The 16,235-nt window shown below is 58.0% G+C and carries 3 protein-coding genes; all 3 read left to right on the forward strand.

What is annotated here, in order from left to right; genetic code table 11:
• Nucleotides 1–165 precede the first annotated feature (165 nt).
• Genes HKK55_RS27265 through HKK55_RS27285 form a run of 3 tightly spaced genes read left to right on the forward strand, consistent with a single transcriptional unit; the run spans nucleotide 166 to nucleotide 16,151 of the window.
• Nucleotides 166–1,878, forward strand: coding sequence for a ShlB/FhaC/HecB family hemolysin secretion/activation protein (locus tag HKK55_RS27265; protein ID WP_169357430.1), 1,713 nt, complete (start codon nucleotides 166–168; stop codon nucleotides 1,876–1,878).
• Nucleotides 1,879–1,908: 30 nt separating this feature from the next.
• Nucleotides 1,909–15,882 (forward strand): hemagglutinin repeat-containing protein, encoded by a 13,974-nt coding sequence (locus tag HKK55_RS27270; protein WP_178128864.1) that lies wholly within the window; start codon nucleotides 1,909–1,911, stop codon nucleotides 15,880–15,882.
• Nucleotides 15,879–16,151: a colicin immunity domain-containing protein gene (locus tag HKK55_RS27285; protein WP_169357431.1), complete on the forward strand. Its 273-nt coding sequence runs from the start codon at nucleotides 15,879–15,881 to the stop codon at nucleotides 16,149–16,151. Before HKK55_RS27270 ends, HKK55_RS27285 begins: the two co-directional genes overlap by 4 nt.
• Nucleotides 16,152–16,235: the final 84 nt, after the last annotated feature.

Raw genomic sequence — 16,235 nt, forward strand, 5'->3', positions numbered from 1 at the left:
AATAAAAACATCAAATACAGATACTTGTAGGGTTTTTTACATTTAATTATTATTAATCAATAGGTTGGTGAGCCTGTAGGAAATTTCTGATAATGCAGTCGGGATATTGGCTCACCCATGCTTCGATGTTAGTTTGCCCCCCCTTTGTAATTCGACGGATCGAACATGTCTTCTGTTACGCCACGGACTCGGCTGCTGCTGGGCGTTTGCCTGCTGACTTGCTTCGCGCTGAACAGCGCGGCGGCTGCCCCCACGCCTGGCGATCAGGACCTGATCCGCGACCGCCAAAACCGCTTGCTGGAAGAACAGCAACGGCGCCTTGAAGAACTCAAGGACTTGCCCGGCAAAGAGGCAAAACCCGTCGCTCCCGCCGCCCCGGTAGACACCCGCTGCTTCCCCATCAAAGACATCGAGCTCAAAGGCGCCGACAGCCTGCCTGCCGCTGACCGCGAGCGCTTGCTCAAGCCTTATATCGGCCAGTGCCTGGGTGTGTCCCAGCTCAATGAACTGCTCAAGGCCATCACCGATTACTACATCGACAAAGGCCTGGTCACCAGCCGCGCTTACTTGCCGCAGCAGGACTTGTCCAAGGGGCATCTGCAAGTGTTGGTGGTGGAAGGCAAACTCGAAGGTTTGAAAGGCGCCGACAACAGCAAGCTCTCGGACCGCGAACTGGCCATGGCCTTTCCCGGCAAAAACGGCGACTTGCTGAACCTGCGAGAAATCGAGCAAGCCATCGACCAACTCAACCGCTTGCCGTCCAACCAGGCGCAAATGGAGCTGGCGCCGGGCGATGCCGTTGGCGGCAGTTCGGTGCTGGTGAAAAACAACCCACAGAAGCCTTGGCGTGCCAGCTTGTCGCGCAATAACGACGGCCAGAAAAGTACCGGCGAGCAGCAGTGGGGCACCGGGTTTGAATGGGACAGCCCATTGGGTCTGGCCGATCAGCTGATTCTGCGCGGTGGCCACGACGCCATCAGCGACCACCAGAAAACCTCGAAAAACGCGATGCTCTACTACAACGTGCCCTGGGGCTGGTGGAACTTCAGCTACAGCTACAACCAGAGCGATTACCGCTCGGTTGCTCAAGGCAATGGCTTTGATTTCAAGCAAACCGGCGACAGCGAAAACCACCAGCTGCGCGCCGAGCGGGTGATCCATCGCGATGCTTTGAGCAAGACTTCGGTCAACGTCGGCCTGTCCCACCTGCGCACCAACAACTACATCGAAGACAGCCGCCTCAAAGAAAGCAGCAATCGCCTGAGCGAACTGCAACTGGGTATCAACCACGGTCGGCGGGTCGGCAGCGCCTTCGTCAACTTTGATGTCGGCATGCAAAACGGTACCGGCGCCTTCGACGCCCAGGGCAATCACAACCCGCGCCCTGGCGTGCCCGATGCGCGCTATCGCAAATACACCGCCACCGTCAGCTACCTGCAACCGTTCAAGGTGTGGGGCGAGTCCTTCAGTTTTACCAGCCTGGCCACCGGGCAGCGCAGTGAAGATGTGCTGTTCAGCCCCCAGCGCATGAGCCTGGGCGGCTCCTCGTCGATCCGCGGCTACAAGGACCAGCAACTGAGCGGCGACAGCGGCGGCTACTGGCGCAACGACCTGCGCTGGAGTCGCCCGGTGACCCTGGATTGGTTGCGTCCGGTGTTCGGCGAATACGGCGCCAGTGTCGGTTACGACCAGGGTGTGATTCGCAACGGTCGCTACAACGGCGAAGTGCACGGCCGGGTCTCGAGCAACTCACTGGAGCTGTTCGCCCGTGGCAAATACCTCAGCACCAGCGTGACCTTTGCCCACTCGCTGGAACGCCCGGCCGCGCTGCTTGAACGCGAAGCGCCGATCTACTTCCGCATGGATTTTTTCCTGTAATTCAACGCTTAGTTGCATCGAGAATTTGAAATGGATGTTCGCCAATTTGCCTTCCTGGCTCGCCAGCCTTCCTCAGCCCTGAAAAGCCGTGACTCGTTCTTCGGCCTGCCCAAGCGTGGCCTGGCGCTGATTTTGGCGAACGCGCTGTTCTGGCAGCCGTTGCTGGCCAATGCCGACGGCATCGTGGTCAGCGCACCGGGCACCAGCCTGGGCGCGGCGGGCAATGGCGTGCCGATCGTGAACATCGCGGCGCCCAATGGCAGTGGCTTGTCCCACAACCAGTTCAAGGACTACAACGTCGGCGCCAACGGGGTGATCCTCAACAACGCCACCGACCGTACCCCATCGACCCAGCTGGGCGGGATTATCCTCGGCAACCCGAACCTGCAAGGCCGCGCCGCCAACATTATCCTCAACGAAGTCAACGGCGGCAGCCCCAGCCAACTGCGTGGCTACACCGAAGTGGCGGGCCAGTCGGCCAAGGTCATCGTCGCCAACCCCTACGGCATCAGTTGCAACGGTTGCGGCTTCATCAACACCCCCAACGTCACCCTGACCACCGGCAAACCCATCCTCGATAACGGCCGCCTGGACCGTTACCAGGTCGATGGCGGCGCCGTGACCATCGACGGCCAGGGCCTGAATGCCAGCAACGTCGACCGCTTCGAAATCATCACCCGCTCGGCGAAGATCAACGCGCAGATCAATGCGCGCAACTTGACCGTGATTGCCGGTCGTAACGATGTGAATGCCCAGACCCTGAATGCCACCGCGCGTGCCGATGACGGCAGTACCAAGCCGGAGCTGGCGATTGACTCGTCGGCGTTGGGCGGGATGTACGCCGGTGCGATCAAGCTGGTGGGCACCGAAGCCGGTGTGGGCGTGAAGCTGGACGGGACGTTGGCGGCCAGTGGCGGGGATATTCAGCTTGATGCCAATGGGCATCTGAGCATGGCGCAGGCGGCGGCCAGCGGCGCGGTCAACGTCAAGGCCGCGAGCCTCGACGCCCAGGGACCGGTCTACGCCGGCACGGCGTTGGATGTGCAGACCCAAGGCGACCTGAACAGCCGTAAAACCCTCGCGGCCCGCGACAGCATCACCTTGACCAGCGGCGGCCAACTGACCAACAACGGCATTATCGAGGCCGGGGTCAACGCGGATAACACCCGCAACGCCACAGGTGATCTGAGCCTCAGCGCACAAACCATCAACAACAACGGCAACAGTCTGGTCGCCAGCCGCAACCTGACCGTCAACGCAGCACAAGCCCTGAACAACCAGGGCGGAACCTTGAGTGCCAAACAGGTCGCCAATATTAGCGCGGGCACCCTGGACAACCAGAACAAAGGCCGCGTGCTGAGCACGGGCGGCCTGACCTTGAATGCCAGCCAATTGCTCAACGCCCAGGGCGGGCTGGTGAACAGCAGTGGTCCATTGAGCGCGACGGTCGGGCAATTGAATAACCGCAGCGGCGAGGTGTCGAGCCTTGACACGGCCACGCTGAACATCGCTTCGCTGGACAACGTTGCCGGGCTGGTCACTGCGGGCAACGCCCTGAGCCTCACCGCCAGCGGCGCGGTCAATAACCTGAGCGGCAAACTCACCAGCCAAGGCACTCTGAACCTCAAGGCCGGTGCCGTGGATAACAGCGCCGCTGGCCGTATCGCCAGCAACCAGGCACTGACCGCCAACGTTGCCAGCCTGAACAATAACGCCGGTCAACTCACCAGCGTCACGTCGCTGACCCTGGACGTGAACAAGGGTCAGTTGAACAACCAGAGCGGCTTGATCCGTGGTCCGGCCCTGGCCCTGAACAACCTCGCCGACGTCGGCAACCAGAGCGGTGAAATCTCCAGCGCCCAGGGTTTCACCTTCACGGCGAAGAGCCTGGATAACACGGGCGGCAAACTGCTCAGCGATCAGGCCTTGAACGTGCGCCTGGACCAGGCGCTGACCAACGTCAACGGCGTGGTCTCGGCCAACGGTCTTGATGTCCGTGCGGTCAGTGTGAACAACAGCACGGGTACGCTTACCAGTGACGCCGGCCTGTTGCTGAACCTGGACGGGGCCCTGGCCAACAACCAGGGCGAAGTTTCCAGCACGAACGCCACGCAAGTGCAGGTTGCCAGCCTGGATAACAGCGGCGGTAAGGTCACGGGCGATACCTCGTTGAGCGTTGATGTGCGTGGCGCGCTGAACAACCGCCAAGGCGTACTCGGCACCGGCCAAACGGCCTCGATCACCGCCGCGAGCCTGGACAACAGCAACACTGGCAAAGTGCTCAGTGACGGCAGCCTCACCGCGCGTATCACGGGCCTGCTGGACAACCAGAGCAACGGTCTGCTCACCGCCAAAGGCGCGATGGATGTGCAGGCGGGCAGCCTCGATAACCGGGGCGGCAGCCTGAGCGGCAGAGACTTGCTGACCCTGAACACGGCCAGCCTGGACAACCGTGGCGGCAAGGTCAGTGCCGACAAGAACCTGCAGCTCAACGTCACCCAGTTGAATAACCAGGACAAAGGCCTGCTCAGCGGGCAATCGGCGATCCAATACCTGGGCACGACCCTGAGTAATCAGGGCGGCTTGCTCAGTGGCGTGGGACCGGTGCGCCTCGACGCGACGACCGTGGAAAACGCCGGCGGGCGTATCTCCAGCAAGTCTGATCTGACGGCCAACGTCACCCATTTCAATCAGCAAAAAGGTGAGTTGGTCGCCGAGGGCAATTTGAGCCTGACCGGCAGCACACTGAATAACAGCAACGGCGGTCTGATCGGCGCGACAAAAGCGTTGACCCTCACTGTCGATGACATCAACAACCAGGCCGGGGAAATCTCCAGCGCGGTAGACGTGAACCTGGCGGGTACCCGCCTGAATAACAGCGGTAACGGCAAGCTGCTGGCGGGCACCGACCTGGGACTCAAGGTGGCGCAGGTCATCAACCAGAGCGAAGGGCTGTTGTTCGGCAAAGGCCAGGTGACACTGCAAGGCCAGAGCCTGGACAACAGTGGTGGCACGGTGTCCAGCCAGCAAGGTCTGACGCTGACCCACAGTGGTGATATGAATAACACCGGCGGCTTGCTCACCAGTGAAGGCTCCATCACCGCCACAGCGGCCGGGCTGAACAATACGTCAGGCAAGGTATCGAGTGCCGGTGCCATTGCGCTAAGCACCACGGGTGCATTGACTAACCAAAGTGGCGCCGTGACCACTAACCAAGGCTTGACCCTTAATAGCGCCAGCCTGGACAACCGCGCGGGCACGCTCAGTGCCAAGGGCGCGGTAAGCGTTACCACCGGTGCTTTTGACAATACCCAGGTCGGTAGCCTGATCAGCAATGACACCCTTACTCTGACCGCCGGCCAAGTCAGCAACGGCACGGACAGTCGTATCGCCAGCGACAAAAATCTGGTCGCCAGCGTGACGGGTTTTGATCAGCAGGGCGGGCAGCTTTTCAGCAAAACCTCACTGAGCCTGGACCTGAACAACGGTCAACTGAACAACCAGCAAGGCCTGATCAACGCGCCCTTACTGATGCTGAAAAACCTCAACGGGGTAAACAACCAGAACGGCGAAATCTCCAGCGCCCAGGCGTTCACCCTGGCCAGCAAAAACCTGGATAACAGCAGCGGAAAACTCATCAGCAACCAGGCGCTGACCCTGCGCGTTGAACAGGGCCTGAGCAACATCAAAGGTCTGGTTTCTGCGGCTGCGCTGCAGGTTCATAGCGCCAGCCTGGATAACAGAGGCGGTCTGCTCAGCAGCCGTGGCGAGTTGGGTATCACCGTCGACGGTGCTTTCAAGAACCAGGACGGCTCGGCGATTGGCGACGGCAACGCGCAACTGACGGCGGCCAGCCTGGACAACACCGACGGCCAGGTTTCGAGCAAAGGTGATCTCACGGCGAACGTCGCGACGCTCACCAACCAAAACGGCGCCCTGATCGCCCAAGGTGCGCTCGCCCTTACAGGCCAGACGCTGGACAACCGGAAAAATGGTTTCGTAGGCGCCAACCAACGTGCCGACGTCAACGTGGGCGTGGTGGATAACCGTGGCGGTGAGATCTCCAGCAAAGCCGCTGTGCAGATAACCGGCCAACGTTTGGATAACAGTGACAGTGGCTTGGTGCTCGCTGCGACCGACTTGAAGCTGAACGTCGACAAGGTGCTCAACCGTAACAAGGGCCAACTCAGCGGCCAGAGCGGTGTGAACTTGACAGGCACCAGTCTGGATAACAGCGGCGGCAGCCTTATCAGCCAGAAAGACCTTGGCCTTAAGCTCAGCGGCGAGCTGAACAACAACCAAGGCAAGCTGAGCAGTGAAGGTCTCCTGACCGTTAACGCTGCGAGCCTGAACAACCGTAAAGGCAGCGTATCCAGTGCAGGAGCGTTAAACGTCACCACCCCAGGGGTCGTGGATAACCAAGGCGGGGAACTGGTCACCGATGCAGGCCTCACCCTGAGCAGCGCCAGCCTGGATAACAGCCAAAAAGGCACCCTCAGCAGCGCTGCAGCCCTGAAAATCACCACTGGTGCATTCGACAACAGCCACGGCGGCAACGTCAGCACCAGCGACACCCTCGACATCACCGCCGGACAATTGACCAACCAGGACGGTGGTCGCCTGACCAGCAACAAGGCCCTGACCGCCAAGGTCACCGGTCTGGATCAGCAGGGTGGCAAACTCTTCAGTAACACCTCGGTCGCACTGGACCTGAACCACGGCCAGTTGAACAACCAGGGCGGTTTGATCAACGGCCCGCTGTTGATGCTGAAAAACCTCAAAGGCGTGAACAACCAGGGCGGTGAACTCTCCAGCGGCCAAGCCTTCACCCTGGCCGCCGACAGCGTGGATAACAGCAACGGCAAATTGCTCAGCAACCAGGCCCTGACCCTGCGCATCACACAGGCGTTGAGCAACGTCAAAGGCCTGATCGCCGCCCAGTCCATCGACGGCCATGCCGCCAGCCTGGACAACAGCGGCGGCACCCTGACCAGCCGTGGCGACACTTTGCTTAATGTCGACGGCCAGCTCAACAACCAGAACCAAGGGCTGATCAACGCCACCAATGCCCTGACCCTCAATAGCACTGGCCTGAACAACCAGGGCGGCTCCGTGCTGGGTAAGTCGATTGCCATCGATCTGGGCAACGCTACTGGCGACCTGAATAACAACGCCGGCCTGATCACCACCGACGGCCAACTGACCATCACGCACCTGCGTGACCTGAGCAACCAGGGCGGCGAAATCTCCACCGCCCAGAACCTCAACCTCAGTGGTCGCACCCTGGATAACAGCGCTGGCAAACTGATCAGCAATAACCTGCTGACCCTGAGCGGCAATAAGCTGGTCAACCAGGCCGGTCTGATCTCCGGTTGGCAGGGCGTCAGCGTCAGCGGCGCCGACCTGGACAACCGCAACCAAGGCACCGTCTCCAGCCGTTATGGCAACGTCGACGCCACCCTGAGCAACAGCCTGCTCAACAGCGGCGCCGGTGCGCTGGTCAGCCAAAAAGCCCTGACCGTCAAAGCTGCCAGCCTCGACAACAGTGACAAAGGCATCATCTCAAGTGCAGGCGGGCAAACCCTGACCGTCACCGGCCTGCTCAACAACGCCCAAGGTGGGTTGATTGACAGCGGCGCTGCCCTCGACCTGCAAGTGCAAACGCTCAACAACGCGGGCGGTACGGTCAATGCGCAACAGGCACTCAGCCTGATCGGCACCAGCCTCGACAACAGCGGCGGCACCCTGATCGGCAACGGCGCCGTAACCCTCGACCTGCTCGGCGCCCTGACCAACACCAACGGCAAACTCGCCAGCGCCGGTACGCTGCTGCTCAAACGCGCGAGTGAAATCAACAACCAGGGCGGCCAACTGGCCAGCCAAAGCCTGCTGACCCTGTTCGCGGGCAGCCTGGACAACCGCAATCGCGGCACCGTCGCCGCCAACGGCGCAGTGGCCGTCACCACCACTGGCGCCGTACAAAACAGCGGCGACGGCCTGATCTACAGTCAGAACGCTGACTTGAAGCTCAAGGCTGCGAGCCTCGACAACGCCAAGGGCTCGATCCAAAGCCAGACCGCCCTGAACCTGGAGATAGACAAGGCCCTCGACAACCAAAGCGGCAAAGTCATCGCCCAGGCCGGTGATGTGAACATCACCGCTGCGACCATCGACAACCGTGGCGGCACCCTGGCCAGCCTCAAAGGCGCCCTGCAAGCCAAAGCGCTGGGTGGCTTATTGCGCAACGACTTCGACCTGAACAACAACCGCCAGGCCGGCATCATCCAGGCACAGAGCCTGATCCTGAACAGTGCCAGCCTCAACAACAACGGCGGGCGCATCGCGTCGCAAACCGGCGACACCGTCGTCACCACCGGCGCCTTCGACAACCGCGACGGCGGCCTGTACGCCAAAGGCGCGGTCAAGGTCATCGGCAGTAGTTTTGATAACGGCGGTGATGTGCGCGGCCAGGTTGCGGGCGGGCAGATTGACCTTAACCTCAGCGGTGCGTTGAACAACCAGAAAGGCGTTATTGAAAGCGATAGCACGCTGAAAGTCGTTGCGGGTAGCGTGGATAACCAGAAAGGCCAGCTGCGGGCGCTGGGGACTAGCGGTAAGACTGAGTTTGAGATTGGCGGGTTGCTTGATAACCGCGACGGCACACTGGAAACCGCCAACAGCGATTTGACGTTGAACGCCGGCACGCTTCAGAACACAGGCGGCAACGTACTCCACGTCGGCACTGGCACGTTCGACATCAGCATGGCCAACCTGACCGGTGCCGGTGGCAATCTCGTCACCCGTGGCGGCTTGACCCTGACTGCTGACGAGTGGACCAACAGCAGCGTGATCCAGGCAGGGCGATTGACGGTCAACGTCAGGACGCTCAACCAAACGGCAGGAGGCCAGTTGCTGGCTTCCGACAGCTTGATAGGTGACGGTGGTAACTGGAGTAACGATGGGCTGATTGCCAGTGATGGTAGCTTCAAATTGAGGCTGGACGGGACCTATGGCGGCAGTGGTCGGGCAAGCAGCCAGGGCACCTTTGCGTTGAACGCCGCGCAGGTGAACGTAGCCAGTGCGGGGAGCCTGGCGGGTGGTGGGCGTACCTCGATTGATGTGGGACAATTGGTTAACCGTGGCCGGATCACCTCAGCCTCTGACCTGATTATCAAGGCCGGTACCGTTCAGAATATTGGCACCTTGGGCGCTGCTGAAGACCTCACTATCACTGCCCAAAGTCTGATCAATGATCGCGATGCGGCAGATCTCAATATTCGTGGTTTCGCCTTCAGTGGTGAAAACTCGACGTTCAACGTCAATACCTTTACGAATAACTACGGTGAAGTCGTCAGCCTTGGCAGCCTGGCTGTTGCAGGTTTTGCCACAGGCACCTCGGCGCAAAGCTTTCGTAACATATCGGGCAATATTCAAAGTACGGGTGATATGACCCTTGCGGCGAATGAGGTGGTTAACGAGCGTGAGAAGTTTCAGTTAAACCAGAAGCTGACGTCTGCTGGTCTCAGCATCACCTGCGTACAGCACTGCTCCGGGGGCTGGAGTGACAGAAGAACCCAGTTAACTCTGAACCGCACAGTTGACAGTGTGATAGAGCAAGACTCTCCGTCAGCCACCCTCAGTGCCGGCCGTAACCTGAGCATCACTAGCCAGCAGTTTTCAAACCGCTATAGCGTGGTCTCAGCTGCCAACGATCTCTCTATTCAGGGCGATAACATTGTTAACCAGGCAGCGATAGGGGGTTCTGGAACCGGTAATGGTGTGTACACGGCGGCCCCGAAGATTCCGAAGGCCCAACACAATGCTCTGGTTCAAGCGGTCGCGATCTACAACCGAGATCACCCGCCAGGTTCACCGGTGGATGAGAAGGCGCTGGCAGCGCTACTGGCGAACTTCAATCCGGTGATATTTGCCGGCATCAACAATCCGATTGAGATAAAAACCAACGGTGTCATCGCAGCGCCCGCCATTATCCAGGCTGGTGGCACTGCCAAACTCACCGCCAGTAATGACATCAGCAACATCAATGTGCTCAAGACCGCTCTGGCGGTAAACGGCCGCGCCCTCGACACCAGTGTGGGCGACCACAAAACAGCTGTAGTGGTTGTTAACTCGCAACTTCCACCGAATCTTGCCCAGCAACAGGTCAACCCACTAACGCTTCCAGGCTTCGATTTACCTTCAGGCCAAAACGGCTTGTTCCGCCTGAGCCAGCAAGACAGTAGTGCGCCGACCAACCTTGCTCCACAAAGTTGGACCATGGGCAGCGCCGTTGTCAGTAATGAACAGCGTCAGCAGGCATTACCGCTCAGCCCCGGGCGCGAGATTGAGTTGAGTGGCACCAGTCAGGCAGCGGCCAGCACGCTGGGACAGGTTGAGGCCAGCCGTCAGAAAGTCGAAGTCGTTGCGGGTATCGATGCGCTCAATATTGTCGCGCCGACCACATCAATTATCGGCGCTGAACTTCCAGGGCGCACGGTGGTTGCTGATCCCCTGCAAGCGATTCCCGTTGGTACCGCAGTAACAACGACCGATACACAAACCATCAACCGTGTTCAGGGGTTGCCATCCAACGTTACTTCGTCGCAGCCGCATAAGTACCTGATCGAAACCAACCCGGCCCTTACCGACCTCAAGCAATTCATGAGTTCGGACTACCTGCTGTCCAACCTGGGCTACAACCCCGATGACAGCTGGAAGCGTCTGGGTGATGGCTTCTATGAACAGCGCCTGATCCAGCAAGCCGTGGTAGCCCGCACTGGTCAGCGCTTCCTTGCCGGGCAGAATACTGACGAGCAGTTGTTCAAGTACCTGATGGACAACGCGATCAAGAGCAAGCAGTCACTTAACCTGGCCGTGGGTGTCAGCCTGACCTCCGAGCAGGTTGCAGCGCTGACCCACGACATCGTCTGGCTTGAAAAGAATGAAGTAAATGGTGAACAGGTCCTCGTTCCGGTGCTGTACCTGGCCCACTCCAACAACCGCCTGGCGCCTAACGGTGCGCTGATCGCCGGTAATGACCTCAACCTGATCGCCGGGAAAAACCTGGATAACGCTGGCACGTTGCGTGCGACGAATAACCTGTCAGCCAGCGCCGGCCAGAACCTGGTCAACAGTGGTTTGATCGAGGCGGGTAACCGTCTCGATTTGCTGGCGGGCAACAACCTGGTGAACAAGTCTGGCGGCATCATCGCCGGTCGTGATGTGAGCCTGCGGGCAATCAACGGTGACGTGATCAATGAACGCACCGTGACCAACTACCAGGAGGATCATGGTAACAACCGCAAGCTTCAGCAAGGTTATGTAGACAGCGCGGCACGGATTGAATCAGCCAATAACCTGAGTGTGTTGGCGGGGCGCGACGTCAATAACCAAGGAGGTGCTCTTAAGAGTGGGGCCGACACGGTCATCCAGGGTGGACGTGACGTCAACATTACCTCGGCTGAACAGATGAGTCGGGTGAACCTGAACACCAAAATCAGCAGTCAGGACATCAAACAATTCGGCTCCACGTTGGAAGCCGGCCGTGATCTGAAGGTCGATGCGGGCCGCGATATCAAAGCCATCGCCAGCCAGATTGACGCCAAACGCGATATTGCCATGGCGGCCACGGGTGACCTGACCCTGGCGTCGGCGGCGGACGAACAGCATTCTGGGTATAACTCCAAGAAGCTCAAGATCCAGGAAGACCACGCCCAGCAAGTGTCCACCACGGTGAAGGCCGGTGGGGATGTGGCGCTGAGTGCAGGGCAGGATTTGGCGCTGATTGCCAGCCGAGTGACGGCGGGGAATGAGGCGTATTTGTATGCCGGAAAAGATCTGAATCTCAACACTGCCGAGAACACTGATTACTCGTATTACTCCAAGACCAAGAAGGGATCGTGGGGTAAGAAGAGTACGAAGATGACTGAGAGTGACAGTGATGTTGCTGTCAGCTCATCCATTGGCGCGGGCAAGAAAGTTGTTATCTCGGCGGCTCAGGATATTAATGCCGAGGGCGCCAAGATCAATAGTGGCGGGGCACTGCTGGCTACCGCGGGGCACGACATCAATCTAGTTGCGGCCGAAAATTATGCCAGCCAGGCCAGCTCTTCATCCAAGAAAGGCCTGTTTTCGAGTAAGTCCAGTAGTAACTCGAGTATCCAGACAACGTTGAATAGTACCGAGCTTGTAGCCAAGTCAATTGATCTGCGAGCGGATAACGATATCTCTCTGGAAGCAGCGGCTCTCCGGGCAGAAGGCGTGGTTAAGCTCAACGCTGGCAATGATGTGGAAATCGGTACGGCTGAAGTGCAGCAGGCCTCAAGCCAATCCAAACAGTCCAGCAAGGTCGGCGTATCGCTCACCGTTGGAATGTCTGCGTCACAGAAGGGGCAGCAGGCCCAGCAAAGTGCCTCGCAAAGCATCGGCAGTGATATCAGCGCCGATAGCTTGCAGATCACCAGCGGACGGGATACCACCGTGCGTGGAAGTACGTTGGTTACGGACCGTGACCTACAGATCGACGCAGGGCGAAATCTTGAAGTGGTTAGCGCTGAAAACACCGCAAGCGCAAGCTCCAAGTCCAACAGCAAGAAGGTTGGGGAGGTGGGCTCCTGGTGGCAAAGTGCGACGGGTATCGTCAAGACCAAGAAGGCTGATCAGAGCGAAACTAGCCGTCAGACCGGCAGCCAGATCGCGTCGTTGGGGGGCGATGTCAGCCTTACGGCTGGGGAGCATTACAACCAGATTGCCAGCCAGGTTGTTGCACCTAAAGGCGATATCGATATCAAGGCCAAACATGTAGATATCGAGGCTGGATTCGATACCTTGAAAGCCAACAACACGGCGAGCACCAGTCGCACGGCGGTTGGCGGCACCGTCAGCGTTCCTATGGTTGATGCACTGCGAAGCCTTCAGGGGACAGTTGAATCAGCCCAACAAACAAGTGATGGCCGCATGCTCGCGCTGTCCGCTGTGAATGCTGCCATGAGTGCCAATGCAGCGCTCGACGGTGGCCAGGCGCTGATGAAAAAAGATCTCACAGGCGTGAAGATCAGCGTCAACTTGAGCGACAGCCGTAGTCACAATGAAAGCAGCCAAAGTGGCCGCAATGTAGTTGGCAGCAGTGTGGTTGCAGGTGGTGACGTCAATATCACAGCCAAGGGCGCGGGCGCTGATAGCAATTTGAATGTGGTGGGCAGCCGGATCGACGCTGGAGGTGATGCCAACCTCAAAGCGGATGGCAAGATCAACCTCCTGGCCGCGCAAAACACTGCACATCAGGATAGCTCCAACAACAACAGTGGCTGGAGCGCTGGTGTCGGGTTCAGTTTTGGCGGGCAACAAAACGGGTTCACATTGGACCTCGCCGCCAATAAAGGGCGGGGGATGTCCGATGGTGACGATGTCACCCAAACCAACACATCAGTCAAGGCTGGGCAGACAGTACGGCTTGATAGCGCCGGAGATACCAATCTCAAAGGTGCAGTCGTTACCGGCCAGCAAGTTCAGGCCAAGGTGGGCGGTGATCTCAATATCGAGAGTCTGCAAGACACCAGTACTTATCGCTCCGAGCAACTGAGCGCAAACGTCGGGGTCAGCATTTGCGTACCACCATTCTGTATGGGAATGAGCAGCGTCAGTGGTGGCATTGGTCAGCAAAAAATGCACAGCGACTACGCCAGTGTCAGCGATCAATCGGGCATCAAGGCGCGCGATGGTGGGTTCCAGGTTGAGGTCAAGGGTAATACCGACCTCAAGGGCGCGATCATTGCCAGCACCGATAAAGCGGTAGCCGATGGTAAGAACACCCTCACAACAGGCTCTCTGACGAGTTCGGATATCAAGAATAAGGCCGACTATGACGCTACCAGTATCAATCTGAGCGGTGGCTATAGCAAAGGCGGGAAGGTTGGCAGGGATGCAGACGGCAACGTCGACGCTACCAAGACCGGGACGCCTGTAGCCAACAAAGGCGGATTTGGTGTGAATGCTCCCGTTGCGCTGTACGCCGGTGACAGCTCCAGCAGTAAAACCTTGAGCGGTATCAGCGGCGCAGCAGTGACGGTTACTGACAGCGCCAAGCAGCAGGCGTTGACCGGCCAGACGGCCGAGCAAGCTGTGGCTGCAATCAATACTGACGTGTCCAGTGATCGAGATGGCAGTAACAAGCTAAAGCCAATTTTCGACGCGAAGGAAATTCAGGTCGGTTTCGAGATTACTGGCAAGTTTGTTCAGAACGTAGCGGCGTATCTGGAGACTCGCGCCCGTGAGGCGGATACGCTGCGTAGCGACGCTGAAAAGGAATTTGCCAAATCCCGCGACCCTGAAGTCGACCCTAACGTACAAGCGGTTCATCGACAGAAATACCTGGACCTGAATAAACAAGCCAATGCCGTCGCCGCTGATTGGGGCGCGGGCGGTACCTATCGACAAATCGCGACCGCATTGGTCGCGGGTGCAAGCGGCAACGTAACCGGTGGTGGTGCGCAGTTTGCACAGAATATGGTCGTTAACTACGTCCAGCAACAAGGCTCGGACTACATCGGCAAACTGGTAATCAATGGGCTGAAAGAAGGCAGCCCCGAGCACGCCAGCTTGCATGCCATTCTCGGCTGTGCCGGTGCTGCCGCCAGCAGCCAGAGCTGCTCAGCGGGCGCGCTAGGTGGTTCGGCCAGTAGTTTACTCGCAGGCCTTTTCAACGAAACCAGTCCTAACGAAACCAGCGAGGAGCGAGAGGCCAAGCGCAACATTATCGCGTCGATGGTGACCGGCATTGCTGCAATGAGCAACCCGAACGGCGCGGCGACGGCTACTAACGCTGCGATTGCGAACGTCGACAACAATTGGTTGGCGACTCAACAAATAGTCCAAATGGTCAAGGAAGTAGCAGAAGCCAAAACGTTCACTGAAAAAATGAAGGTGACGGGCAAGTGGTTATCCATTTCTGGTAGCCAAGATATGGCTTCAGCCAGCGCGCTCTTCAATAGTTTCAAAGACAGTATGGCAGGCGCTGGCATAGATGCTCTGAACGGTGCAGTGGGTGTTCTGCGCGATCCAGTTGCAAGCATTGACGCTATGAACGCGTTCATATTGTCAGTGGAGGGGGAGAGGCTCTTCGGTGCGGCTGCCGCTGGCTTCAAGTCGCAAATTAGTCAGCTTCGCGATGCGCTGGTTGTTGGTGGTGATGAAAACGCCGAGAAGCTTGGTAAGCAAATGGGTGAGGCGGTGGCGTTGTACGCCCAAGTCATTGCTACCGGCGGAACAGGGGGAGCTGCTCAGGGCGCGTCAACACTTTCTAAAGCTGGCGTCGAGGTCTCTATCAATGGGTTCAAAGAGATTGCTGCCGCCACCAAGGCTGCGGGTGGTGTTGAGGGTAAGCTGGCGAAGTTTGAACGTGTTGGGCCAAATCCTGAGGTGCCACATCTGATCGATGTGCCCAATCACGTGCCAGTGGGTGGCACCCAATACGTTAAAAGCGCCACGATTCAGGCCAATACGACAGTCGAACTCAGTGAGAGCGTAACGCTGCAGAGTGGGAAGGTGATTCCCAAGGGCAGCATTGTCACTGTCAGTGACGATACGATGAAGGTTGTGTACGCTGATGGGCGTAGTGAGCTTGCTTCATATTCGAAGGTGAATACGCCGCCGTTGCTGCTGACGGATGGTGCAAAAGGTAATAGTGTTGCTGAGGCTTTAACTAGCGTTACCCAGAAGCAGCTCGATAAAAAATTCAAGCATGCTTCTGATTTTGGTGTGGTGACTACAAAGAAAAATCCTGAAACACTTGCTCAGTATGAGTCTGCAATCAAAAATCACATGGGGTCCACTTCTACGACTCAGCAAGGCACATACGGATTTGTAAAAGACTCAAAAGTGTTCTTTAATTCGACCACCAACAACGCTGTTGTGCTCGATGCATCAGGAAATTTTGTGACGGGCTTTAAGCTCTCGCCGGGAACCCAGCAGTTTGAAAATTTTATTAAAAATGGAGTTCTGCGATGAGTCTTACTATCTTGGAGTTTGCAAGATCGTATGTGGCGGGAAGGCTGAAATCCGAAATTTTTTCTGAAGCGTATATTGAGCTTTGGAAAATTGAGCGGGATAGCAATGTCCTTCAGCTCGATGAGCCTTCGTTGAGCGAGTGTTTGTCCAGTATTTTTTGTGCTGCGGATATGTACGAGTCAAACGAATCAAGGGAAGAGTATGAATTTGACGATGAAAGACTTAGAGTTGAAGTCGCGAGCTTGCTGCAAAAAATAGTCGCTGATTAGTTGGTGCAAAAGGCGTTCCCGCTATTGCTGAGTCAGGAGCGAGCAGCGCGGCTAATGCTGCTAGACTTAAAATGCAGATGGTTG

It is taken from the genome of Pseudomonas sp. ADAK18 (assembly GCF_012935695.1).
GTDB lineage: Bacteria > Pseudomonadota > Gammaproteobacteria > Pseudomonadales > Pseudomonadaceae > Aquipseudomonas.